Source organism: Bradyrhizobium sp. S3.7.6, assembly GCF_054061875.1.
Genome location: NZ_JBSSEQ010000001.1, coordinates 8,130,001 through 8,152,827, shown reverse-complemented (window position 1 = coordinate 8,152,827; position 22,827 = coordinate 8,130,001). Strand labels below are relative to the sequence as shown.

Genomic DNA, 22,827 nt, shown 5'->3' with positions numbered 1-22,827 from the left:
GCGGCTAGCTGCACGTCGCTTCCAGCATTTTCCTTATCGAAGAGATAGAACGTGGCGAGACTGACGTCGGCCATTTCCTCTTCGCCAAGAACGAAGCGCTGATTGGGCGAGATGTTGTCAGAATGCGGGATATGAGCAGTGGGTATCGTGTGCGCGGATGCGCTCCCCGCCAGCGAGAGACCCAGTCCGGCCGTACCGAGTGCCGTGACGGCGGCGGCTTTGGTTGCGCGTACGTGCTTCGCAGCTTGCTTCACCCGTGGCATGGTCGCCATCCTTTCGGAAGTTGTCGTGAAAGGGTCAGCTTGACGTAGCAAGTGTGCCTGTACGTCTAGAAATGCGACCTAGCGCATTCGGTTCCCCTTCGCGCGCGGGTCTTTTTGAGTTGCAACTGGTGGCGGACCCGACTGACCGTCTGACGATGTCCGTTAACAGGGGCAGAGCGGAAGTTGGATTTCGCGGCGGTCAATGCGGATTTTGACCCGAAGCCGACAGGTTCGAACAGCTGGCGCTTTCCGCAAGGCTCCAGCCAGCGAGGCGACTGCGCAAGTGCTGCTCAAGAATTAAACGTCGATTGGTTTCTAATCTGGTGAGCGCGTAAAGGGTACAAACCGCACGAGGCTGGCGGCGCGCGTTGTTGTCTTGCCCGGGCCGGTTTTTTCCACCACCGTGAGCTGCTGAGTGGTGTAGGCAGGTCCCACCGGCATCACCAGCCGGCCACCCAATTTGAGCTGCTCAATCAGCGGCGCCGGTACGTGCCCGAGCGCTGCGGTGACGATGATTGCTTCAAAAGGACCGCAATCGGGCCAGCCGGCATAGCCGTCGCCAAGCCGAACGCTCACATTGTCATACGCGAGGTCCTTGAGCGTTTTGGCTGCGGCTGCGGCCAACTGCGGGATGATCTCGATGGTGCAGACCTTTCGCGCCAGGTGCGCAAGGATGGCAGCCTGATAGCCCGAACCCGTACCGACTTCGAGCACAACATCATCGGGCGCGACGTAAGCCAGCTGAGTCATCAAGGCCACGATGAATGGCTGCGATATGGTCTGGCCGGCGCCGATCGGAAGCGGCATGTCTGCGTATGCGATGGAGCAAGATCGCTCAGGGATGAACAGATGGCGTTGTGTTTGCCCCATGGCCTCAAGGACTCTCCCCGACAGCCCCTGCTGTCCCAAAACACTGACGTGGGACCGGGCGTAGGACCGGATGGTTTCGACCATGGCGGCGCGTTCGAGGACGCATTGAGCGTCCTGTGCGGTCACTTCGCGCACGACGGTCACCATAGAAAGCACGAGCAGCAGCAAGGTCCTCATGAGCCGTCTCCCCGATCTCGGTGGCGCGGCGGCGACAAGGCCGGTTGCGACGCACCCGCAGCAACCAGTCATGCCGGCGCTTGGGTCACCATCTATCTATGACGCGCGGTTGAGAAAGATCGGCAACCCCTGCTTGTTGCCGTAGATGGGGCGATAGCGCTCCGTGTTGTAGCTGCTGGCGACGTCCAATTTGCGCGGGCCGAGCTTGGCGTCAGGGATGGGCACGAGGTCGTAGCAGCCCTCTACCAGCGCCGACATGAGGCCGGTCTTGCCTTCCAGGATGGCATCGTAGGCCATGTTGCCGAAAGTCAGGGCCACAAGCTTGTCGATGAAGTCCGGATCGCCCGATCGCAGGTCGTAGGTGAGGTCGGAGGTGATCGTCTCCTCGCCGGCGCGCCGCTTGATCTCGTCGGCAAGCGATTCCGCCACGTTGGCCTTCTTGCGGTGACCGTAGGCGTCAGGCTCGCCGTATTCCTGCAGGTTGAAGCCCTCCCACTCGGCACCCTCGCTGAGCACGATCAGCGCGTAGTTGCTTGGGTTCGCTCGCTTCTCCTCGAGGAGCAGCTGGATCAGTTTGTCGAGGTTGACCTTGTACTCCGGTATGACGCATCGTATCGAGGTCGCATACGCGGCGTAGAGCGCTGTGAATCCAGCATCGCGGCCAAAGACGCGGAAAATGCCAATTCGCTCATGCGAGCCGACAGTGGTGCGCTGTCGCTGGATGGCATCGCTGGCGCGGGTGATCGCGGTCGAGAAGCCGATGCAGTACTCGGTGTTGCGGACGTCGTTGTCCATCGTCTTCGGGATGGCGATGATCTTGACGCCGAGTTCGTTGAGCTTGGCCGCATAGCTGAGCGTGTCGTCGCCGCCGATGGCGATCAGGTGTTCGATTCCGAGCCCCGAAAGGTTCGCCAGCACCTGGCCGGTGAGGTCCCAGGTCTTGGTTACGATGCCGTCCTTGGTACTCAGGGAGACTGGAACGTCCCTGCCGACGAGATGATCGGGCAGCTTTTGTATTTTGGACGGATTGATGCGGCTCGAGTGCAGCACGGTGCCGCCGCGCCGGTCGATAGTGCGAGTGTTTTCACGGTTGAGCGGGATGACATAGTGAGACCTGCTGGTCGGGTCCTCGAGGTTCAAGTGCGTGAGGGCCTCCCAACCACGGCGGAGACCGACGACCTCGATGTCGTTCTCACTGCCGCGATAAGTCACGCTCTTGATGACTGCGTTGAGGCCGGCGACGTCGCCGCCGCCCGTGAGAATGCCGATGCGTCTTTTCGCCAAGCCAAACCTCCCAGCATTGGCAGGTCGTAATAATGCACAGCGCAGCTTCGCTACTCGGCCGCTTCCGGCTTGCGCTCCTCACGCAGCCGAAATCGCTTCACGAGTGCGGATACGGTGTCGCGGAAGCCGCCATATTCCAGCTCAGAATAGGGCAGCATCGCAGCGCCGGACCAGCCCTGGCTGCGCATCTCGATTGCCTTGCGTTGCGCGCGCCGGCGCACCTCGTCCCACGCCGGGTTGTCGAAGAAATCGGTATAGGACTCGGAAAAGCGGCCGTCCTTGTCGACCGAAAAGCCAGCGCAAGAAACGATCGGCAGGCAGTACATGCCAGTGACCGGTGTATTGAGCGGCACGGGCATCAGCGGCATCACATGCGAGCCGCGCGCATCGCCGCCCACGAAGTGTGCCTTGGCGAAGGGCGAGATAATTTCCTCGGGCGCCGGGAAAATTCCCTGGTTTCTGATGATTGCGACCGGATCGTCCTTGCCGGTGTACTTGCCTGCGATTGCGTGAAGACGTTGCGCCGACACGGCGGCGGCAACCTCGCCATATGTTTGAGAAACGATGCGATCAATGCCAAAGCGCTCGTTGTCGCGGAGCAGCGCGGCAATGTGGTAGTTGTCCTCGGGCGCGTCGAGTTCGATCACGCTGTCGCCCGCCGTGTGGTCCATGTCGATGACATGGAAACGGAATCCCTTGATCATCGGGGGTAGCATCAGCCCGGCGCAATACATGGGATCAGCGAAGGCGAGGTAGAGCGGCAGGTTATAGGCGCCGGGGCCGCATTTGTCGGCGGCAAACACCATGAATGATTCCGCGGGTCTCGGCCCCGAGAGGCTGTGGTCGAAGCTGAGCTCGGCGACGCCCGGGCCGGCACCGCGAATGTTTCCGGAAGGTGCGTCTGCGAGAAGATCCTGGCCGGCGCCGTAGAGACCGGAAGTCCTTGCAACCGAAGTGGCCGCAAGAAACGCCTTCCAGGCGAGTTGATGGATCTCGGAGCTCCCCTCGCCCCGAGTGTGCGTCATGATGATCGCAATGTCGTCGCCGGTGTGGCAGACAAAACCGTCGATCAACAGACCATTGCAGATCGCCTTCGCGACCTCGCCCTCGACAGCTGCCATCATGCGTGAAGATGGTTTCGTATGCCCGCCGACTGAGCCAACGTCAGCCTTGATGACCGAAAGAGTGAGTCTCATGAGCTTTCTCTCCGACCAGCACAGCGCGACGCCTCTGCGCAGGCTGCGCCGGGGCGACGGCGCTGCTCATACGCCGGAAGAACGTCTGATGTTACGTTAGGTTCCGCAGATGCCCTTCCTGCTCGAAAAATCCGCTTCCCGAGATATTCAACCACCTTAAGGATCATACCAGAACCGATAGGATAAGTAGATCATGCGCCATCATTTTCTACGGTGCACGAGTCCGGTTTTGGCCCGCGTGATACATGCCGGTGCAGTCTGACGATTTCCGTTCACAGGGGTAGACCGGAAGAGAGCGGCATTGTCCGCCGCTTGTGCCCGCACTGTAGGTAAGAAGGTGTCGAAACCACTGGAGAAGCGGCAGCCCAAAGAGCTCAGCAAGCGCCAGCTTTACGCCATACTAGCTGAGGCGGTCAGGAATACGGACTAAGAGCTAGCCCGCGAAGCGCGCCCGCCCTCCATAGTCCTGAAACGGGAAATGATATTGCCCGTCAGAATGCGGCGTCTATTGCAGATCGTGCCAAGACCGGGAAAGTTCGGCAATCTATGACGGCGTGTTCCGCCCGTGAATACACCGTATGGTTGGCCCAGAACAAAACGGGCCACGTTGTCATTTCAAACTAGGCCACTGTCGCCGGAAACAGGCCAGTGCCAAGACTTTGACAGTGGTCCGACCAGATCGACTTGCTTGAGGATGGGAGACCGCTTGGCCTATCACACAGCCCCTCAAAAGTGACCAACGGAAATTATTCGCATTTTCGCAGTGCCGTCATCATCTTCTCAGCCAGCAACAACAACGGCGACGGTCTCTACCTCGTCATCGCGATTGCAAGAACTGGTGCTACCGGTACTGGAAAGAAGGTAAGCCGCGCTGGCTCGGTCTAGGATCGCTCAAGGACGTGTCGCTAAAGGACGCGCGGCTTGTCCGCGACGCAGCGCGTCTTCGTGTCAAAGGCGATCGCAGCGCACCCGGCGTCGACATCGTGTGGAGAAGCGAGCGGCGCCTGAGGAAGCGAAAGCCGGAGAGACCAAGGTCACCCTGCCTACTTTCGAGCTGTGCGCCGAAATCTACATGCGCAAGCACTGGTCGATCTGGAGCACGAAGCATCGCGTTCAATGGCCGTCGTCGCTCAAACGGTACGCTTACCCGGCAATTGGAAACTCACGATCCCAGAGATCAAGCCTAGCCACGTCTACGAATTGTTGCGGGCGATCCGGGTTGAAAAGCGAGAGACGGCTACAACTTTCAGAACAATGCACCACCTAGCAGGACTTTGGGGCGATCCGAAACCGCCGGCCGTCTCCCTAAGGAGGGCAAGAGCGTCGCGCGTGCCGTGAGTGAGACGGGGGCATCCTATCGAGAAACATTCTGCGGGGTGGACTTGAGCATCGTAGCTCATTTGATCCTGCCGCTGCTGTGGGATCCGTTAGTGCTCCCAATCAGCATGATCCAAGGCATTAGAAAGCTGATGTAAAAGTTGCGACAATTGTTGTTTGTCGGCGGTTGGGAAATCTTTGAATAGCCGAGCCTCGCGCTTACGCGAAGCTTCGGCCATTCTCGTGGCGAAATCTCTACCTTCGCGGGTAAGCTTGGCGATGGCGGCTCTGCCACGGGAGCGAGTTTGCTCGATCGAGATCAGCCCTCGATCCGCCAGGACGGCGAGACTGCGACTTGCTGCAGCCTTGTCGATGTCGGCGGCGTCGGAAAGCTCACTGACATTGAGGGATTCGATGCTCTTGAGCGTCATGAGAAGACGCCATTCCACGATGCCGATGTTCCAGGCCGCGCGGTAATACGCGGTCGCACCTCTGTTGAGGCGCATGCCGAGGGTCGACACCAGCACGGCCACATGCTCACGAGCCAGCATTCCGGCACTCCGAGAACGTTCGTCCGAAGCTTTCTCCCTCTCGAATTTCTTGGTCGCCGGCATTTTCGAAGATCTCCAATGGACTTCGTTCCAAGTCCCGCATTTTGCAGCGCATTGATCCAGGTCAAATTTCTTGACAAAACATTTATTGACATATCAACATAGAGCCCAATCTCCCAATTCCAAGAAAAAAGTGGCGAGAGTGACATGGAAGGAAACGGCTTGGTCGCCGGTCTTGATGAGGCGAGGACGTATGCCGGCGCAATCGATTGCGACCTTCACCCGGCGGTGCCCGGGATGGGCGTCCTCCTGCCCTATCTGGACGACTATTGGCGCGAGATGGTCTCCGTCCGCGCGCTCGATCGTCTCAATCTGAGCCTGACCAGCTATCCGCAGAATTCGCCGCTGTCCTGTCGTCCAGACTGGCTTCTCCCGGGCGGTGCGAAGGCTGGCTCCTCGCTCGAAGCGATGCAAGACCATGTGCTCGATCGGTTTCGACCACGCTATGGAATTCTGAACTGCCTCTACGGCGCGCAGGTCCTTCACAGTGAGGATATGGCGGCAGCGTTCTGCCGGGCGACCAACGACTGGATCAGAGATCACTGGCTCAACCGGGATCCGCGGCTCCGCGCCTCGATCGTGATCCCGTCGCACAACGCGGAACTCGCCGTGGCGGAAATCGACCGCCGCGCCGACGACTTCCGGTTCGTGCAGGTGCTTATGCTGGTGTCCGGTGAAACGACGCTAGGCCGGCGACATCTCTGGCCCATCTACGAACGCGCCGAGCGCCTCGGCCTGACGATCGGAATTCACGCAGGAAGCGCCTATCGATATGCGCCTACCGCGGTCGGGTGGCCGTCATACTATGTCGAGGACTATGTGGCGCAGTCCGCAGCATTCGAGAGCCAGCTTCAAAGCCTGATATCGGAGGGCGTGTTCGCGAAATTCCCCCGGCTCAAGATCGTTGCAATCGAATCCGGATTGACGTGGCTGAGCGGATTCATCTGGCGCGCCGACAAGACATGGAAAGGTGTGCGAGCCGAAGTTCCGTGGGTCACGCGCACGCCGTCGGAGATCATCCGCAACAATGTGCGTTTCACCGTCCAGCCGGTCGATGCGGCGGACGACGGCGAGGCCATCATGCGGCTCGCCGATCACATCAAGTCGGACGAGCTGTTCCTGTTCTCGACCGACTATCCGCATTGGCATTTCGACGGGGAGGCGGTCCTCTCCGGCCGGCTCCCTGATGCGCTTTTCCGCAAGATCGCCAGTGAAAATGCGCTCGCCACTTACTCGCGATTGGCCACGGCCGATCAGATCATGGAGGTTGTGCCATGAGCACCGTTGAGCTGGAGCGGCCACGGGCCTCGAACTACAAGCTGAAAGTCATCGATTGCGACATCCATCCGGCGATGACGTCCTGGACCGAGGTGCATCCTTATCTGGAAAGGCAATGGATCGAGCATCTCACGGTCTATGGCAGCCACCTGCGCCACGCCTTCTCCGAGGCACTGTCGCATCCGCGCATGTCGCCCGACGCTGCGCGGATCGATGCCTATCCGGAGGAGGGCGGGCCGCCGGGATCGAGCCTTGACCTGATGAAGAAGCAGCACCTCGATCCGAACGGGATCGAGGTGGGCATGTTGATACCCCTGCGCTGGAATCCGGGCAGTCAGAGAAATCTCGACCTTGGCGTCGCATTGACCCGCGCGATGAATACCTGGCAGGTCGAACGCTGGGTGAAGCAGGAGCCGCGTTTGAGGGCCTCGGTGCTGATCGCCCAGGAGGACACGGTTGCCTCCGTCGCCGAGATCGATGCCAGGGGAGGGGATCCCAACTTTACCCAAATCCTGATCCTGCCCAAAACGGACGAGCCGCTCGGACGCCGGCGCTACTGGCCGATCTATGAGGCGGCCGTGCGCAACAACCTGCCGATCACGATTCATGTCGGTGGCACCAACGGCCATCCGTCGACCGGCGGCGGATGGACATCCTATTACATGGAGGAACATCACTCGGTCGCCCAGACCATGCAGGCGGTCGTGGCCAGTCTCGTGTTTGAAGGCGTCCTGGAGCGCTTTCCCGAGTTGCGCGTCGTGATCATGGAGGGCGGGTTGGGCTGGGTGCCGTCGCTCAATGCGCGCATGGACAAGCACTGGGCACGCCTTCGGAGCGAGGTTCCTCACGTGAAGAAGCCGCCGTCGGAATACGTGTGCGAGCAGGTGTGGTTCAGCACGCAGCCGATGGAAGAGCCGGCGACGTCAGCCGAATTGATCGATCTGTTCGACAGGATCGGATGGGACCGGCTGCTGTTTTCCACCGACTACCCGCATTGGGATTTCGACGATCCGCGCTACGCGTTTCGCGCCAATCTCACGCAGGCCCAGCGCGAGCAGCTTCTCTACGAGAATGCGCGCAAGTTCTACAGGCTGGACTGATGGCGCGGCATGTGGTTGCGACCGTGGATCAGATCCCGCCGGGCCAGCGCCTGCTGGTCCAGGTCAATGGACGCGAGATCGGCATCTTCAATGTCGAGGGCGAGTATTTCGCCGTCGGCAATCGTTGCCCGCATGAGGGGGCGTCCCTGTGCAAGGGGCGCATCGTCGGGCTCGTCGAGGCGACGGGGCCCGGTGACTATCAATACAGCCGTCGCGGTGAGTTGTTGCGCTGCCCGTGGCATGGCTGGGAATTCGATCTGCGAACCGGGCGGTCATGGTGCGAGCCAGATCGCACCAAGGTCCGAAGCTATGAATTGAAAGTCGAGCCCGGAGGCGCGCTGATCGAAGGTGAGCTGCGCGCCGAAACGTTTCAGGTCACGATCGACAAGCAATATGTTGTCCTGGAAGTCTGAAGACCAGCGGATTGCCAAAGCAAAAAAGAGCATTGGGAGGAGTAAGTGTTGTTCAAGCTAGGGATGTCGGCGGCTGTCGCCTGTTTCGTGGGTCTGTTGAGCTCCGCGCACGCCGAGGACGGTTCTTGGGACAAGGTCGTCGAGGCCGCCAAGAAGGAAGGCAAGGTCGTGGTCTACAACATGGCCTTGGGCGCTCCCTACTTCACGGCTGTCCTCAAGTCGTTCGAAGCGAAGTACGGAATTCCGGTCGAGAGTCTCGACCTCCGTGCCAGTGAGCTCTCCGAGCGCATCCGCACCGAGCAGGCGGCCGGCCGCTTCCTGGGCGACGCGGAAATGGTCACGACGACCATGATCGAGGAGCAACTCAAGAACGGCGATTTCGTGCAGAAACTGCCGCCGATCCCGAATGCCGCCCATTTGCGACCGCCGTTCAAAGCCAATGAATACAGCGTGCCGGCCTTCATGCAGCCGATGGGCATCCTCATCAACACGCGGCTGGTCAAGGAGCAGGACATCCCGACGAGCTGGAACGATCTCAACGATCCCAAATGGAAGGGCAAGATCCTCTCGGACGACATGCGGCCGCTCGGCAGCGGGAATACCATGTTCGCCATCCTGGAAAAGACCATGGGCATCGACTTCAATCAGAAGCTCGCCGAGCAAAAGCCCGTGTTCAGCCGCGATATGCGAAACGACGCGCGGCGCGTCGCTCGCGGCGAGTACGCCATCTATATCCCGCAGATCTTTGCCTTCACGTCCGATCTGAAGGGGCTGCCGGTGAAAGTCGTGATTCCAAAGGAGGGTGCACCTTTCGCGGAGATGGATCTCGCGGTGCTCAAGAACGCGCCGCATCCCAACGCTGCGCGTTTGTTCATCGACCACTTCCTCAGCGTCGAGTCGCAATTGCTCTACGCGAACGCCTGGATGCTTCCGGTGAACGCCGCGGCCGCCGAGCGCGCCAATCCGGACGCGCAGCAGTTCGTGAATGCCAAGATCATTGGTCCCGCCAAGCTGGCTGAGCGCTCCTCGATGATGGATCTCGCCAAGAAGCTCTATCCCTGAGAGACCCATGAGCGTTTCAGCCGGAGAGGGAGTGAACAACCTCGTCGAGAGGCGTACGACCGGCCTGAGCGGGATCGGGCGGTGGCTGCAGGCGACTGCGGCAGGCCGCCTTGCGGCGCTCGCTCTGCTCGTCGTCGTTCTCGCCTTCCTTTCCGTCTATCCGCTGTCGATGCTGCTCTATGGAAGCCTGCATTCGACGCCGCCGGGAATGGCCGGCACTTTCAATCTAGACGGATATCGCGACGTCATCACGCTGCAAAGCGCGGTGACACTCCTCAACACCGTCGGCATATCCCTGGCCAAGACCATCCCTTCGGTAATCCTGGCCGTCCTGCTCGCCTGGATACTGGCGCGAACCGACACGCCATTCCGGGCGGCTCTGGAAGTCCTGATCACGCTGCCATTCTTCATTCCCCCCATCCTGACCGCAATGGCGTGGGGCATGCTCGGCAATCCGCAGGTCGGATTGCTCAATCAGCTCTATCAGTGGGTCACGGGATCGGAGACAGCGCCGATCAACGTCTATTCATATGGCGGCGTAGTCTGGCACATGATGCAGTATTCCGTGCCGTTCCTGTTTCTTCTTATCGTGGACGCCTTCCGAGCGATGGATCCGAGTCTCGAGGAGGCGGCGACCATGTGCGGCGCATCACGCCTGCGAACTTTTCGCTCTGTCACGCTGCAGCTTATGCTGCCCGCGCTGACCGGTGCGGCCATCCTGAGCTTCATTCGCGGCATCGAGAATTTCGAGTCGCCGCTCTTCTTCGGCTCACCGGCGGGAATTCGGGTCATCACGACGGACATCTACGACTCGATCAACCAGCGGTCGCCGCCGCAATATCAGTATGCAACCGCGATCAGCTTCGTCATCATGGCGCTATTGTTCCTGATCGTTCTTCTGCAGCGGCGGATGCTGCGCGGCCGAAGTTTTCAGACCATCACTGGCAAGGGCTATTCGCCTTCGGTGATGAAACTCGGTGCATGGCGATGGGCAACCTTTGCCTTTTGCGTTCTGTTCTTTGTGGTGACGGTGGTTCTCCCGGTCGGACAACTCGTCATCGGCTCGTTCTTCAAGTTCTTCGGGTTCTACCAGTGGGACATGCTGACCCTCGAGCACTATCAGGCGGTATTCGGCAGCAGCGAGTTCTGGCGCGGGTTCAGCAACACGATGTTCCTGGGCCTCGTCGGCGCCACGCTGACGATGTTGCTCGGCGCAACCGTCGCCTATGTCTCGGTCCGAACGAAGTGGCGAGGCCGGTTGCTGATCGATTCGATGGCTTGGCTGCCGTGGATGATGCCCGGTATCGTCCTTGGTGTCGGGTTTCTCTGGGGGTTTGCTCTGCTGCCTCACGCGATTCCGATCTACGGCACGATCTGGGCGCTGCTGCTGGCCTATATTTCGCTTGGGACGCCGCTTTCGGTGCGCGCCATGTCGAGCGCATATGCGCAGCTTTCGTTCGACCTCGAGGAGTGCTCCCGGGTGCATGGCGCAAGCTGGCTGCAAACCATGAGGCGCATCGTCCTTGCCCTGGCCTGGCCTTCCTTCGCCGTCGGATGGGTGCTGGTGTTCTTCGGCATCATGCGCGAGCTGAGCGCATCCGTTCTGCTCTATTCTGTCGGCTCCGAGGTGTTGTCTGTCGTGCTGCTGAAGCTGTGGGCGAACGGCAATGCGGAGCAGGTCAGCGTGATCGGGCTCATCATGATGGTTCTCGTGATCGTCTTCCGGTGGGTTCAACTCAAGTTCATCAGCAGCCGTATCGGTGGAATGTGACCAGGCTTGGATCGTGCCATGTCGAATGTCGTTCTTGAGAAAGTAAGCCGGAGCTTCGGTAATTTCGTCGCGGTCGACGGCGTCGACCTGCGGGTCAGCGAGGGTGAATTCGTCACCCTGCTGGGGCCGTCGGGGTGCGGCAAGACCACGACGTTGCGGATGGTCGCGGGCCTCGAGCAAAATTCCGGCGGCCGCATCAGCATCGGCAACGAGGTCGTCAGCGATGCGGCTCGCGGCGTCTTTGTTCCGTCGGAGCGCCGGCGGCTCGGCATGGTCTTCCAGTCATACGCGATCTGGCCGCACATGACCGTCTTCGAGAACGTCGCCTATCCGCTGCGGGTGCGCCGCAAATCCGCGGCCGAGATACGCGATCTCGTCGCCAGGGCACTTCGCCTCGTCGAGATGCAGGATTTTGCCGAGCGGCCGGCACCGGCGCTGTCCGGCGGCCAGCAGCAGCGGGTCGCGATCGCGCGGGCCCTCGTCTTCGAACCCAAGGTGCTGCTGCTCGACGAGCCGCTCAGCAATCTCGACGCAAAGCTCCGTCTGCAGATGGGCGACGAGTTCCGTTCGATCCAGAGACGGCTTGGGATGACGAGCCTGTACGTGACACATGATCAGGCCGAAGCGATGGCGTTGTCCGACCGTGTGGTCGTGATGGATCGCGGTCGAATCCAGCAGATCGGAGCGCCCGAGGAGATTTATCGCTATCCCGCAAACCGGATCGTGGCAGCCTTCTTCGGAACACCGAACCTGCTGGAGGCCAGTGTGGAGGCCTGCACGCGGATCGACGATCGCCGGGTGCGGCTCAACGTCGTCGGCAAGGGCTGGCGTGGAGCGTGCCAGTCGGCAAGCGAGATCCGGCCCGGGCGGCCCGTGACCGTCATGGTTCGTCCCGAGGACGCCCGTATCGCGGCCCCAGATGCGGCTCACAGTGACCACGAACTTCGATGGTCCGGACAGATTGCGCATACGATCTTCCGCGGTCCGATCCGGTCCGTCGTGGTGCAGACGGACGATAGCCGCCTCAATGTCGATGCGCCGCCGTTCGGTGGCTTCTCCGTCGGAGACAATGTGACCGTCGTCGTTCCGCAGCAGTCGGCTTGGGCTGTGCCGGAGCAGGCCGGCGCAGCCCCTTAAGCCGGGAATGCCTCTCAGCGATAGATCTGCTGAGCCAAAGACAGCATCTCGTTCATGCGTTCTGGATCCGTGGTGCCGAGAAGCTTCGTTGTTTCGATTTGTGCCACCGCGGGATCGACACCGGTCAGCGCGTCCGCCGTGGTCGGCAGCAGCCCGAGCCTCGCAAGGTTCTGCTGCATCGTCTTGCCCAGATAGTATTCCATCAGCAGCCGCGCCGCGTTGGGGTGGGGTGCATTCTTCAGCAGCGCGAGATCGTAGCCGACATAGGGCAGCCCCTCCTTCGGCGCGATGAACTTGACCGGGAGGCCCTTAAGTTCGAGCAGCGACGTCAGGCTGTCGGGGATGTAGAGCGGGTATTCGCCGCGCGCTACGCGGCGCTCATTTGCGGGTATCTCCCGGCTGAACTTCAGGTCCTGCTGGGCAAGCTTCTCGTGGAAGGCGCGCCCGTAGAGGTCCTGCAGGACCGAGAAGAGCACGCCGCCGCCGCCGAGCGTCCGCGGATCGTCGCTGAGGATTTTTCCTTTCCAGCGCGGATCCGTCAGGTCGAGCCAGCTTTTCGGCTCGTCCGCCGGCTTGACCAGCATGGTGTTCGCCAGGATGCCGTATACGATGGCAAAGACAGGGAGCCGCATGCCGTCGCTTGGGAAGTCCGTCTTGAGACGGCCGAGGCTGGGGAGGGGGCCGTGCGGTTCGAAGACACGCTCCTCCTTGATCTGCAGCGTGGTCGTGGTCCGCCCGTTCTCGGAGACGTCGGCTGCGTTGCGGCCCGCAGCCTGCTCGATGCGGATGCGCTCCCGGACTTCGCTCGCGCGTGCTTCGAGAATGTCCACGGTGATTCCGTAGGCGGACTCGAAGTCCTTCTTGAGCTCCTTGTGCGCGGCAAGGCCGACGAACGCGCTGTAGAGCACCACGCGGCCTTCCTTCTTTGCGGCGGCGACCAGCGAGGACCATTCACCCTCCGCTCTCGACGGAGCCATGATCGACGGCAGGATCGAAGAGGCCGTCAGTCCAAACACCGTAGCGCGGCGCGTGATGCGCGCGCGCGTTTCCCGGTCCGGCGTGGCCATTGTCGCTACTCCGCGGCTTGCGGGCTCGGGGCACGCCAGCGAATGGCGGTCTTCAACTTGTCCTGATAGGCCTCGAGCCAGTCGATCTTCGCGTCAGCGTAGTAGGAGCCTGCGCGCGCGTTCCAGAACACCTCGGCATCGTCGACGCCGGGCGGCACGGTGCCGCTGTTGGCGAATGCCCGTGCAGCGTTGAGCAGGCGCCGCCTCGTCCGCGCGATCATCACGTCGCTCGGTGCGAGATGTTCCTTGGTGTGATCGACGATCGGCCCCATGCTTTCCGTGACGGCTTGGTCCTGCATCACGATGTTGCGGATGCCGGTGTAGATCTTGTTGGTGCGCTGAGCTTCGCGATCGATCTGCCAGTCGTTGCCGATGTTCTGGACCGCACGCCAGCGCCCATACCAGTCCGTGGTGTTGGGTAGATAATCGAGACCGTCGGCCCCGGGGATGCCACCACCGGATTTCAGCTTGGAACTCGAGTAAGTCGCCCCTTTGGCGCGGCCGCCATAGATCGAGATCAGCATCGTGTGAGTGTCGTCCATGGGCACCCACGCCTTGGCGACCACGTGGTCGGCAAAGTCGGCGTTCGGGGTCTGGGTCCAGAACGGCAGTGAGAAATGCGCCATGCGCCAGTGCATTCGATCGTCCGCTTCCGGCCGAAACGCGCCGTACATCGTGCCCCAGTCGGTCTCGGTGACCTTGTACTCCGGCGCTCGGTTGGAAACCGTGTGACGGGCCGGGTGGCCTTCCTCGAAATCATCAGGGTTGATGTGTCCGGCATGCAGGAAGCCGAAATGCGACGTGTCGATATCGCCTTCGAGGCCCTGGAGCCAGTTGGCTTCGCGTTGGAGGATGGTGACGGTCAGATCCTGCTCCGGAACGAACAGCGCTTCGTGCATCGGCATCGGCGGCGCCTCGGCCCGCGCGCCCATGTAAACCCATATGAGGCCCGCGCACTCGCGAACCCTGTAGCTTTTTGCGCGGACCTTTTCCTTGAAATCCTGCGGAGGGGGGACGTTCGGCATTTCGAGGCAGCGGCCGTCAACGTCGAACTTCCAGCCGTGATAGACGCAACGGATACCGTCCTGCTCGTTACGGCCGAGGAACAGCGAGGCACAACGGTGCGGACATTGATGATCCAGCACGCCAACCCGGCCCGAGCTGTCACGGAAGGCAATGAGCTGCTCACCGAGCAGCATCAGGCGCATTGGATCGCCGTCGACTGATAGTTCCGAAGAGAGAGCGGCGGGTATCCAGTATTGCCGCATCATCTCGCCCATGACCGTACCCGGGCCAACCAGCGTCAGATCCTGGCCGTCAGTCGATTTCGACATGGTGATCCTCCTTGGTTCTTTTGAATGCTCATTATTTGCATTATGCAAGTAATTCGCCCCTGCGTCAATGACGCGATCGTCCGGAAAGCGAGCGGTTGAGCGGTGCAGTGCAACTCGTTATGGTTCTGCTCCCTTCACCGCGAGCAAATTGTCTTGATGAACAAGGTCAGCACGATCCTCCCGCTCGAGAACTGGACCGGGTACCGGTTCGGTCTCATCGCTTCGCGGCTGGGCAGCTTCATCTCCCCCATGTACGAAGATCGTTACGAGCTGACGATGCCGGCCTGGCGAAGCCTTGCGGTCATTGCCAGGCATCAGCCGCTGACGGCCACGCAACTTGCGACATTGACCTCGTCCGACGCGTTCAAGGTCGCGCGCTCCATCGAATTGCTGGTGCGTCGAGGGCTGATTCATCGTGACGTGGATAAGGCAGACCGCCGCCGCGCCAGCCTGAGCCTCACGACCGATGGCCGCAAGGTCTACAAGGATATCGAGAAATTCGTGGTTCGGGTCGAGCGCAAGCTCATGGCCGCGCTCGATCCGCACGAAGTCGAGGTTTTGAGGCGAAGCCTAGACAAGCTCGATCAGCAACTGGAGACCGAGATCAAAGCGCAGGGCCGCGAGAAATTCCTGTAACGGTCTTCAACACTACTCATTTGTCTGCTCGGCGCGCCGGGAATTTCGTTGGCCGCGGACGCCAAGGGGGACGTGGAGAAGGCTTACGCCGCTTGGGATGCCGCATTTAATAAGCACGACGAGAAAGTCATCGGCGCCTCCTATGTCGCGACGGCAAAATTGATGCCGCCCACACATCAGGTCGCGTCGGCGCCGGCCGAGATCGAGAAGTTCTTTGCCGGACTCTTCGCGAGCGGTGTGACGGATCACAAGTTGGAGATGATCGATGCCGGCGGAGACGACAAGGTAGTCTTCGGCGCAGCCAAGTGGAGCGCTACGGGTAAGGACAAGGAGGGCAAGCCGTCTCCCTTCAGTGGTTTGGCGACGCACGTCTTCGAACGCCAAGCCGACGGATCGCTCAAATTGAGGCTGCAAACATTCAACTAAAGCGGTCGAACCTTAATCGGTCCGGCGAGGCGGCGGCCTTACCGGACGCCCAAAGGGCTACTTGTCTCCGGTGCAAGATATGTCTGGGTTGGGTCAAACTGCGACTTAACGGGGAGGGCAGTTCTTGGCGAAACGTGGACATTTGCCCTGATCGGCACGTCTCCGAAGAGCCAAGATCAGAGTGATCGTCGCATTCGGTCGCGGCGTGGACTTGCTACGATGACGTGAGGATTCCGCAGCTATCCTCTCATACAACGCCACCTCTACGCGCTAGTGCGGCAGAAGAGCTATCTGCTGGGGTCATTTGGAGCAACGGCCTCCTCGAACAGCTCAACCTTACCGCGCGTGTTGTCTGTTAGCGCAAAAACCTCGTAAAAATCGATCTGCGGCTTCATGCCGTAGCGCTGGATGATGCCCTCGAGCCACGGCCCGGTGTAGAACGCCGTAGCGTCCTCGATACGCTCCCACTGGTACACGCCGCCCGCCCAGCCGCTTTCGGACCAGATGAAGTGCTTGCTGATCAGCCCCGTCACCCCGCGGAAGTTGGGGGCGATCATGTGAAAGTGCTCGCGACACGCGGCGTGGTCGATCTGCGGCGGCAGTGTGTATCGTACAACGGCGGTAATCATGCGACCTCCTTGTAAGTATGCCCCGGCGCAACATTGATGCCATTCCCGGGATCAAGCTAGCGAAGCGGGAAGCCGACCATTCCAAAGCATGCTGAACTTAGCGTCGAAGTTCAGCCTATCCTGCATGATCTCGGTCCGGGCGTTGCTCAATTCGCGCAACGCAGGCTCCATGCATGCTGGTACTCAGATATTGACCATCTACTCGCGCCGATCGCGATCAAATGCGACAGACGCCGCCGTGAGTAGGTCAACACGATTGACAAGAGCCTTAATCGCCGCGCGGCTATCTCCTTCCAATTTTTTGCGTTAATGTGAAGCTCTTCACACCTGTGTAGCAGACGGGCTCGGATGATGCCCAAAGAGAGGTGAGCTAAGGCCCCGCAAAGCGCCGCCCAGTTCTATTCCATTCACACGCGAGTTTGGGAGTGACACATGGAAAAGCGCGAAATTGGCAACAGCTTGACGAAAGGTCTGTCCGAAGCGAAGCGGGGCGCCTTCTCCCGCCGCTCGGTGTTGACGTTGGTTTGCACCCTCGGCGCCACGGCGCCGCTTGGAATGTTTGGAGCGGCTCGCGCGCTGACGGCATCCGGGACTGGATCGCTGTCTTATATTCCCGGCGAGCCTCTTATTTGTCGCGCCGCAGCGAGCAGTGAAGAGCTGCAGGGCCCACCCCGCCAACTCAAACTCGCCTGGAATGCGAACGCGGCGTGCACCGTCGCTGCGGCAGTCGCAAAGGAGCGGGGTATCTTCGCCAAGCACAACCTCGATGTCGAATTCGTCAATTTCGGCGGTTCGACCGACCAGTTGTTGGAGGCGATTGCAACTGGCAAGGCGGATGCCGGTTTGGGATTGGCCCTGCGCTGGCTCAAACCGCTGGAGCAAGGTTTCGACGTTCGGATCACCGCCGGTGTGCACGGCGGCTGCATCCGGCTCCTCGGCTCCAAGGCTGCGAATATTGACAGCCTGGAATCCCTGCGCGGCAAGGCCATCGGGATTAGCGATCAATCGAGCCCAGCGAAGAACTTCTTTTCGATCTACCTCGCCAAAAAGGGCATCGATCCGGCCCAAGAGGTAGAGTGGCGCCAGTACCCGGCCAATCTGCTCGCGCTTGCCGTCGACAAGGGCGAAGTGCAGGCGCTGGCCGAGATAGATCCGCTGCCCTACCTCTGGCTCAAGGAAGGCAAACTCAACGAGATCGCGACGAACTTGACGGGTGAATTCGCCGACCGCACCTGCTGCGTTCTCGCGATACGTGGCAGCCTCACCCGAAGCGAAATGCCGGTGGCGGCCGCTCTGACCCGATCGATACTGGAGGGGGCAGACCTAGTTGCCAGCGATCCCGCCGATGCCGCAGCAATCTATTCGGGCTACGGCGGGAGAGGATCCGTAGAGGATCTCGCCACCATGTATCGTAGCCATACTCACCACAATCACCCGGTCGGGGCCACGCTCAAGAAGCAGCTTCTACTCTACACCGACGAACTCAAGGCAGTGAACGTCATGAAGCGAAGCACTGACCCGGCCAAGTTCGCCGAGCGGATTTATCTTGACGTTCTAAGCTGAGCCGATTGGGAAGATCCGCAGTGAGCTCGGTCATCGATGACGTGCCGAGGCCATCAGAGAAATCGGGTTTCGGCTTTTTTGAAAGTTCGACCACTCGGTCGTTGATCGGCGGACTGTCTGTTGCCGCCGCATGGTCTATGGTCGCCGTGCTCACTGCGCTCTGGCCGGATAAGCCCGAGAGCGATTGGGCCTACACGGGCGGCTTCGCGATTGCCTGCGGCGCGTTGGCCCTTGCGCTCGCCCTGGCAGCCTTTGCCGGCGTTCGTTTTGTTGCTTTTCAGCGTCTCCAGCGGCTCTCCCCGTGGCTGTTTGCGCTCGCGCTGTTTTTTGCTGCCTGGGAGGCCGTCACAGCAAAGCTTGGATTGCTGCCGTTGCCGTTCTTTCCGCCGCCGCAGGCCATTGTCGAAGTCGTAATCGATGATTGGGGGCGGCTGGCTGAAGGCATCTTCGCCTCAGCGCGTCTGCTCGCGACCGGTTACTTTCTCGGTGCGGCGGTGGGGTTCGTAACCGGCGTGGCGATCGGCTGGTCGCGGCTCGCCGGTTATTGGATCCACCCAGTTTTGCGGTTCATCGGGCCGCTGCCCGCGACAGCTTGGCTGCCGCTCGCATTTTTCGTTTTCCCGTCGAGCTTCAGCGCCAGCATTTTCCTGATTGCGCTCGCCACCGGGTTTCCGGTCACCGTGCTGACCTGGTCGGGCGTCGCCTGCGTGAAGAGCGCCTATTACGATATTGCGCGGACATTGGGAGCAACCCAGCGCTTCCTCGTGCTCAAGGTTGCCATTCCGGCGGCAATGCCACATGTCTTTGTTGGCCTGTTCATGGGTCTCGGCAACTCGTTTGCGGTTCTTGTCGTAGCCGAGATGCTGGGCGTGAAGGCGGGGCTCGGCTGGTACCTGCAATGGGCGCAAGGTTGGGCGGCCTATGCCAATATGTACGCCGCGCTGCTGCTCATGGCGTTCTTGTGCTCAGGGCTGATCACGCTGCTGTTCCGCTTGCGGGACCGCCTGCTATCCTGGCAGAAAGGTCTGGTGCGATGGTAGCGGCGATCGCAAGCGATCACGCGGTCCGTGGATCGACGCTAACGCTCCGCGAAGTGAGCCACAGCTTCGATCTCGAAGGGCAGCCCCTGCCGGTATTGGACCGCATCAGCCTTCAGGTCGGCCGCGGCGAATTTGTCGCTCTCCTGGGGCCGAGTGGGTGCGGAAAATCGACCCTGCTGCGGCTGGTCGCGGGGCTCGACACTCCAACAGCCGGCTCCCTGCTAGCGGAGGGAAGAGAGATCGAAGCACCCGATCCGTCGCGTGTCGTCGTTTTTCAAGACCCAACGCTCTATCCATGGCGGACGGTACGGAGCAACGTTGCGCTCGGTCTGGAAGCCCGCGGGTTGCTACGCACTCATGGCGGGCGTATCGAAGACGCCTTGCGCCTGGTGGGGCTCACGGGCTTCGCCAATGCCTACCCGCACCAGCTTTCCGGTGGCATGGCGCAACGCGCGGCTCTGGCGCGTGCGCTTGTCAACGACCCAAAGCTGCTCATTCTCGACGAACCTTTGGGCCAGCTCGACTCGCTGACTCGCATCGCGATGCAGGCGGAACTCGTATCACTTTGGCAGCGCTCGCGCTTCACGGCGCTGATGGTCACGCACGATGTCGAGGAGGCGCTATTGCTTGCTGGCCGTGTCATCGTGCTGAGCGACCGGCCTGCACGGGTCAAGGCTGAAGTCGTCAACAGCCAGCCCTATCCTCGCCACCGGGGCGATCCGCACTTCGTTGAGCTTCGTCGCGAGGTGTTTGGGCAACTCGGCCTCGATGAGGCATGGTAGCCCTCAAAAGGAGCTCGCCGTGACGGATCTTCTCATACGCATCCACAGAGCAAGCAGCACGGCGTTCTCGCTGCGATCGCAATGCGATTGCGTTAGCGGCTGTGCAGCCACCTCCTGGAGATCTAAAAATCTGGGAAGCGCACGGAGACTTCGATGACCTCAGAATTCAACGTCCACAGCGCCGCGGGCTATGAGCAGCTCATGGGCCGCTGGAGCCGAAGACTCGCGCGGAAATTCATCGACTTCACAGGGATTTCCGACGGCGAAAGGATTCTCGAGATCGGCTGCGGCACCGGTAGCTTGACCTTCACGCTCGCCAAAGCTGCCGACCTCGCCGAGATTACCGCGGTCGACTATTCGCCAATCTTTGTCGAGGAGGTAATCCGGCGCAACACAAACCCGCGAATAAAAGTCCGACAGGCGGATGCCTGCGCCCTGCCCTTCGAGGGCGGCACGTTCGATCGCGCTTTGGCGCTTCTCGTGCTCCAGTTCGTTCCCGAAGCCGGTAAGGCAGTAGCCGAGATGCGCCGCGTCGTTCGGCCGGGCGGCGTGGTCGCGGCAGCGGTGTGGGATCATCTCGGCGGGATGCCCGGCATGCGCATGATGGTCGACACGGTGGCGGCACTCGGTGAAAGCGGGCGCCAGCTGCGCAGTCGCTATTGCTTTCAACCAATGATGCAGCCGGGCGAACTGAGACGGACTTTTGCCGAACAGGGTCTCGTGAGCATTGCGGAAGTAGAGCTGATGATCCGCATGGACTACAAAAGCTTTGCCGACTATTGGACGCCGATTGCCGCTGGCGAAGGGCCGCTCGGCAAGTATGTGGCAGCGCTCGATGCTGCGGAGCGAGCGCGCACCGACGCCGCCGTGCGCGATGCCTACGAGGCCGGCCGGCCCGATGGCCCGAGGTCCTTTGCAAACGTCGCGTGGGCGTGCCGAGGCATCGTTCCCTAACTCGACGGCCAGAGCGGTCTCTTCCGAGGTCCTGGCTATCTGAGTGCCCGGGTGGAAAGTCGATGAACGTCTGGGCTTAACCAGGACGAGCAGGCTTGCTGCTCTGCTACGCGGACACGAGAAGATTGGCGAAGTGGAAACTTTTCATTTTCTGCTTGAAGTCAGGTGAGTGAGCGTCTATGCGTTTGCCAGCGTTGCCCGTCTGTCGGGCGCTCTCTTTGGCCTAGATGCCAAGGGAAGCATGCACGCTCTTGATGCTCCTCACCTTGTTGAGTGACACAACAGTCGACATAAGTCGATTGGAGTTCATTCATCGTCGGTGAGGGTGTCGGGAACCCTTCCACTCTGGAAGGTTGGGGCCACCTGGTCCCGGGCTGTTTGACAAGTGAAGATGAAGAAAGAGAAACGTGGACGGCGGAGTCCTTGCGCCTCTCGGACACTGAAGAGCTTCGGCTTTTGAGTTCTGAGAGGGGACGAAAGACTTCGGCGGTACACGTTTTAAAGGAAACACCATCGCTGCCAGCGATGTGAATCGCGGGCAGCTCGACGACTTCGGTTGTCGAAATAATGGTGGGACCTCGTCAAACGTTGTGATCAGCCGGTTCAAAGTTCAAGTCCAACTTGAGAGTTTGATCCTGGCTCAGAGCGAACGCTGGCGGCAGGCTTAACACATGCAAGTCGAGCGGGCGTAGCAATACGTCAGCGGCAGACGGGTGAGTAACGCGTGGGAACGTACCTTTTGGTTCGGAACAACACAGGGAAACTTGTGCTAATACCGGATAAGCCCTTACGGGGAAAGATTTATCGCCGAAAGATCGGCCCGCGTCTGATTAGCTAGTTGGTGAGGTAATGGCTCACCAAGGCGACGATCAGTAGCTGGTCTGAGAGGATGATCAGCCACATTGGGACTGAGACACGGCCCAAACTCCTACGGGAGGCAGCAGTGGGGAATATTGGACAATGGGGGCAACCCTGATCCAGCCATGCCGCGTGAGTGATGAAGGCCCTAGGGTTGTAAAGCTCTTTTGTGCGGGAAGATAATGACGGTACCGCAAGAATAAGCCCCGGCTAACTTCGTGCCAGCAGCCGCGGTAATACGAAGGGGGCTAGCGTTGCTCGGAATCACTGGGCGTAAAGGGTGCGTAGGCGGGTCTTTAAGTCAGGGGTGAAATCCTGGAGCTCAACTCCAGAACTGCCTTTGATACTGAAGATCTTGAGTTCGGGAGAGGTGAGTGGAACTGCGAGTGTAGAGGTGAAATTCGTAGATATTCGCAAGAACACCAGTGGCGAAGGCGGCTCACTGGCCCGATACTGACGCTGAGGCACGAAAGCGTGGGGAGCAAACAGGATTAGATACCCTGGTAGTCCACGCCGTAAACGATGAATGCCAGCCGTTAGTGGGTTTACTCACTAGTGGCGCAGCTAACGCTTTAAGCATTCCGCCTGGGGAGTACGGTCGCAAGATTAAAACTCAAAGGAATTGACGGGGGCCCGCACAAGCGGTGGAGCATGTGGTTTAATTCGACGCAACGCGCAGAACCTTACCAGCCCTTGACATGTCCAGGACCGGTCGCAGAGATGTGACCTTCTCTTCGGAGCCTGGAACACAGGTGCTGCATGGCTGTCGTCAGCTCGTGTCGTGAGATGTTGGGTTAAGTCCCGCAACGAGCGCAACCCCCGTCCTTAGTTGCTACCATTTAGTTGAGCACTCTAAGGAGACTGCCGGTGATAAGCCGCGAGGAAGGTGGGGATGACGTCAAGTCCTCATGGCCCTTACGGGCTGGGCTACACACGTGCTACAATGGCGGTGACAATGGGACGCTAAGGGGCAACCCTTCGCAAATCTCAAAAAGCCGTCTCAGTTCGGATTGGGCTCTGCAACTCGAGCCCATGAAGTTGGAATCGCTAGTAATCGTG

The 22,827-nt window shown here is 60.4% G+C and carries 20 protein-coding genes and 1 rRNA gene (1 of these 21 only partly in view); 14 read left to right on the top strand and 7 right to left on the bottom strand.

Annotation, left to right across the window (positions count from 1 at the left end):
- Nucleotides 1–578: 578 nt before the first annotated feature.
- The 3 genes from ACVJ5M_RS39315 to ACVJ5M_RS39305 all read right to left on the bottom strand — a co-directional run bounded on the left by ACVJ5M_RS39315 (nt 579) and on the right by ACVJ5M_RS39305 (nt 3,790).
- Entirely contained in the window at nt 579–1,310 is a 732-nt protein-coding gene (locus ACVJ5M_RS39315; protein ID WP_084795290.1) for a protein-L-isoaspartate(D-aspartate) O-methyltransferase, read from the bottom strand.
- Nucleotides 1,311–1,406: 96 nt separating this feature from the next.
- On the bottom strand, nt 1,407–2,594 hold the full coding sequence (locus ACVJ5M_RS39310) for a 6-phosphofructokinase (RefSeq protein WP_063985300.1): 1,188 nt from the start codon (nt 2,592–2,594) through the stop codon (nt 1,407–1,409).
- A 50-nt stretch (nt 2,595–2,644) separates the two neighbouring features.
- Nucleotides 2,645–3,790 carry a fructose-1,6-bisphosphatase gene (locus tag ACVJ5M_RS39305; RefSeq protein ID WP_063985299.1) on the bottom strand — a complete coding sequence of 382 codons (1,146 nt, stop codon included), beginning with the start codon at nt 3,788–3,790 and terminating at the stop codon, nt 2,645–2,647.
- A gap of 713 nt (nt 3,791–4,503) precedes the next feature.
- Between ACVJ5M_RS39305 and ACVJ5M_RS39300 the strand changes: the two genes are divergently transcribed.
- Entirely contained in the window at nt 4,504–4,977 is a 474-nt protein-coding gene (locus ACVJ5M_RS39300) for an Arm DNA-binding domain-containing protein (protein WP_346283416.1), read from the top strand.
- A 240-nt stretch (nt 4,978–5,217) separates the two neighbouring features.
- On the opposite strand, the gene ACVJ5M_RS39295 is transcribed toward ACVJ5M_RS39300, so the two are convergent.
- The gene (locus ACVJ5M_RS39295) at nt 5,218–5,721 is read right to left on the bottom strand and encodes a MarR family transcriptional regulator (protein WP_063985298.1); all 504 of its coding nucleotides are present in this window, start codon (nt 5,719–5,721) and stop codon (nt 5,218–5,220) included.
- Between the two features lie 144 nt (nt 5,722–5,865).
- Between ACVJ5M_RS39295 and ACVJ5M_RS39290 the strand changes: the two genes are divergently transcribed.
- Genes ACVJ5M_RS39290 through ACVJ5M_RS39265 form a run of 6 tightly spaced genes read left to right on the top strand, consistent with a single transcriptional unit; the run spans nt 5,866 to nt 12,479 of the window.
- A complete protein-coding gene (locus tag ACVJ5M_RS39290) occupies nt 5,866–6,996 on the top strand; it encodes an amidohydrolase family protein (RefSeq protein ID WP_063985297.1) in 1,131 nt (376 codons plus the stop codon).
- Nucleotides 6,993–8,096 (top strand): amidohydrolase family protein, encoded by a 1,104-nt coding sequence (locus ACVJ5M_RS39285; RefSeq protein WP_063985296.1) that lies wholly within the window; start codon nt 6,993–6,995, stop codon nt 8,094–8,096. Before ACVJ5M_RS39290 ends, ACVJ5M_RS39285 begins: the two co-directional genes overlap by 4 nt.
- Entirely contained in the window at nt 8,096–8,509 is a 414-nt protein-coding gene (locus ACVJ5M_RS39280; RefSeq protein ID WP_063985295.1) for a Rieske (2Fe-2S) protein, read from the top strand. Before ACVJ5M_RS39285 ends, ACVJ5M_RS39280 begins: the two co-directional genes overlap by 1 nt.
- A gap of 45 nt (nt 8,510–8,554) precedes the next feature.
- Nucleotides 8,555–9,571 carry an ABC transporter substrate-binding protein gene (locus ACVJ5M_RS39275; protein WP_231144277.1) on the top strand — a complete coding sequence of 339 codons (1,017 nt, stop codon included), beginning with the start codon at nt 8,555–8,557 and terminating at the stop codon, nt 9,569–9,571.
- 7 nt (nt 9,572–9,578) lie between these two features.
- On the top strand, nt 9,579–11,342 hold the full coding sequence (locus tag ACVJ5M_RS39270) for an ABC transporter permease (RefSeq protein WP_231144278.1): 1,764 nt from the start codon (nt 9,579–9,581) through the stop codon (nt 11,340–11,342).
- Between the two features lie 18 nt (nt 11,343–11,360).
- A complete protein-coding gene (locus tag ACVJ5M_RS39265) occupies nt 11,361–12,479 on the top strand; it encodes an ABC transporter ATP-binding protein (protein ID WP_063985292.1) in 1,119 nt (372 codons plus the stop codon).
- Nucleotides 12,480–12,493: 14 nt separating this feature from the next.
- Here ACVJ5M_RS39265 and ACVJ5M_RS39260 read toward each other — a convergent pair whose 3' ends face one another.
- Nucleotides 12,494–13,546 carry an ABC transporter substrate-binding protein gene (locus ACVJ5M_RS39260; RefSeq protein WP_231144279.1) on the bottom strand — a complete coding sequence of 351 codons (1,053 nt, stop codon included), beginning with the start codon at nt 13,544–13,546 and terminating at the stop codon, nt 12,494–12,496.
- A 5-nt stretch (nt 13,547–13,551) separates the two neighbouring features.
- On the bottom strand, nt 13,552–14,880 hold the full coding sequence (locus ACVJ5M_RS39255) for a Rieske 2Fe-2S domain-containing protein (RefSeq protein ID WP_063985290.1): 1,329 nt from the start codon (nt 14,878–14,880) through the stop codon (nt 13,552–13,554).
- Nucleotides 14,881–15,036: 156 nt separating this feature from the next.
- On the opposite strand from ACVJ5M_RS39255, the gene ACVJ5M_RS39250 reads away from it, so the two are divergent.
- The gene (locus tag ACVJ5M_RS39250) at nt 15,037–15,516 is read left to right on the top strand and encodes a MarR family winged helix-turn-helix transcriptional regulator (protein ID WP_063985289.1); all 480 of its coding nucleotides are present in this window, start codon (nt 15,037–15,039) and stop codon (nt 15,514–15,516) included.
- Between the two features lie 48 nt (nt 15,517–15,564).
- On the top strand, nt 15,565–15,942 hold the full coding sequence (locus ACVJ5M_RS39245; RefSeq protein ID WP_283018477.1) for a YybH family protein: 378 nt from the start codon (nt 15,565–15,567) through the stop codon (nt 15,940–15,942).
- Nucleotides 15,943–16,229: 287 nt separating this feature from the next.
- Here the strand turns inward: ACVJ5M_RS39245 and ACVJ5M_RS39240 are convergent, their stop codons facing one another.
- Nucleotides 16,230–16,571, bottom strand: coding sequence for a hypothetical protein (locus ACVJ5M_RS39240; RefSeq protein ID WP_063985288.1), 342 nt, complete (start codon nt 16,569–16,571; stop codon nt 16,230–16,232).
- Between the two features lie 432 nt (nt 16,572–17,003).
- On the opposite strand from ACVJ5M_RS39240, the gene ACVJ5M_RS39235 reads away from it, so the two are divergent.
- The 5 genes from ACVJ5M_RS39235 to ACVJ5M_RS39215 all read left to right on the top strand — a co-directional run.
- On the top strand, nt 17,004–18,134 hold the full coding sequence (locus tag ACVJ5M_RS39235) for an ABC transporter substrate-binding protein (RefSeq protein ID WP_081369351.1): 1,131 nt from the start codon (nt 17,004–17,006) through the stop codon (nt 18,132–18,134).
- Between the two features lie 101 nt (nt 18,135–18,235).
- Nucleotides 18,236–19,174, top strand: coding sequence for an ABC transporter permease (locus ACVJ5M_RS39230; protein WP_224517721.1), 939 nt, complete (start codon nt 18,236–18,238; stop codon nt 19,172–19,174).
- Nucleotides 19,168–19,956 (top strand): ABC transporter ATP-binding protein, encoded by a 789-nt coding sequence (locus tag ACVJ5M_RS39225; protein WP_063985287.1) that lies wholly within the window; start codon nt 19,168–19,170, stop codon nt 19,954–19,956. Before ACVJ5M_RS39230 ends, ACVJ5M_RS39225 begins: the two co-directional genes overlap by 7 nt.
- A gap of 153 nt (nt 19,957–20,109) precedes the next feature.
- Complete coding sequence (locus ACVJ5M_RS39220; RefSeq protein ID WP_063985286.1) at nt 20,110–20,910, top strand: class I SAM-dependent methyltransferase; 801 nt, start codon at nt 20,110–20,112, stop codon at nt 20,908–20,910.
- A 617-nt stretch (nt 20,911–21,527) separates the two neighbouring features.
- Nucleotides 21,528–22,827: ribosomal RNA gene (locus ACVJ5M_RS39215) — 16S ribosomal RNA — on the top strand (it continues 189 nt past the right edge of the window).

What these genes read in the sequence shown, in the direction of transcription:
- ACVJ5M_RS39225 (WP_063985287.1), top strand. Translation starts at nt 19,168, where the DNA reads ATGGTAGCGGCGATCGCAAGCGATCACGCGGTCCGTGGATCGACGCTA.
- ACVJ5M_RS39295 (WP_063985298.1), bottom strand. Translation starts at nt 5,721, where the DNA reads ATGCCGGCGACCAAGAAATTCGAGAGGGAGAAAGCTTCGGACGAACGT.
- ACVJ5M_RS39270 (WP_231144278.1), top strand. Translation starts at nt 9,579, where the DNA reads ATGAGCGTTTCAGCCGGAGAGGGAGTGAACAACCTCGTCGAGAGGCGT.
- ACVJ5M_RS39255 (WP_063985290.1), bottom strand. Translation starts at nt 14,880, where the DNA reads ATGTCGAAATCGACTGACGGCCAGGATCTGACGCTGGTTGGCCCGGGT.
- ACVJ5M_RS39280 (WP_063985295.1), top strand. Translation starts at nt 8,096, where the DNA reads ATGGCGCGGCATGTGGTTGCGACCGTGGATCAGATCCCGCCGGGCCAG.
- ACVJ5M_RS39220 (WP_063985286.1), top strand. Translation starts at nt 20,110, where the DNA reads ATGACCTCAGAATTCAACGTCCACAGCGCCGCGGGCTATGAGCAGCTC.
- ACVJ5M_RS39265 (WP_063985292.1), top strand. Translation starts at nt 11,361, where the DNA reads ATGTCGAATGTCGTTCTTGAGAAAGTAAGCCGGAGCTTCGGTAATTTC.
- ACVJ5M_RS39305 (WP_063985299.1), bottom strand. Translation starts at nt 3,790, where the DNA reads ATGAGACTCACTCTTTCGGTCATCAAGGCTGACGTTGGCTCAGTCGGC.
- ACVJ5M_RS39315 (WP_084795290.1), bottom strand. Translation starts at nt 1,310, where the DNA reads ATGAGGACCTTGCTGCTGCTCGTGCTTTCTATGGTGACCGTCGTGCGC.
- ACVJ5M_RS39250 (WP_063985289.1), top strand. Translation starts at nt 15,037, where the DNA reads ATGAACAAGGTCAGCACGATCCTCCCGCTCGAGAACTGGACCGGGTAC.
- ACVJ5M_RS39290 (WP_063985297.1), top strand. Translation starts at nt 5,866, where the DNA reads ATGGAAGGAAACGGCTTGGTCGCCGGTCTTGATGAGGCGAGGACGTAT.
- ACVJ5M_RS39285 (WP_063985296.1), top strand. Translation starts at nt 6,993, where the DNA reads ATGAGCACCGTTGAGCTGGAGCGGCCACGGGCCTCGAACTACAAGCTG.
- ACVJ5M_RS39235 (WP_081369351.1), top strand. Translation starts at nt 17,004, where the DNA reads ATGGAAAAGCGCGAAATTGGCAACAGCTTGACGAAAGGTCTGTCCGAA.
- ACVJ5M_RS39260 (WP_231144279.1), bottom strand. Translation starts at nt 13,546, where the DNA reads ATGGCCACGCCGGACCGGGAAACGCGCGCGCGCATCACGCGCCGCGCT.
- ACVJ5M_RS39240 (WP_063985288.1), bottom strand. Translation starts at nt 16,571, where the DNA reads ATGATTACCGCCGTTGTACGATACACACTGCCGCCGCAGATCGACCAC.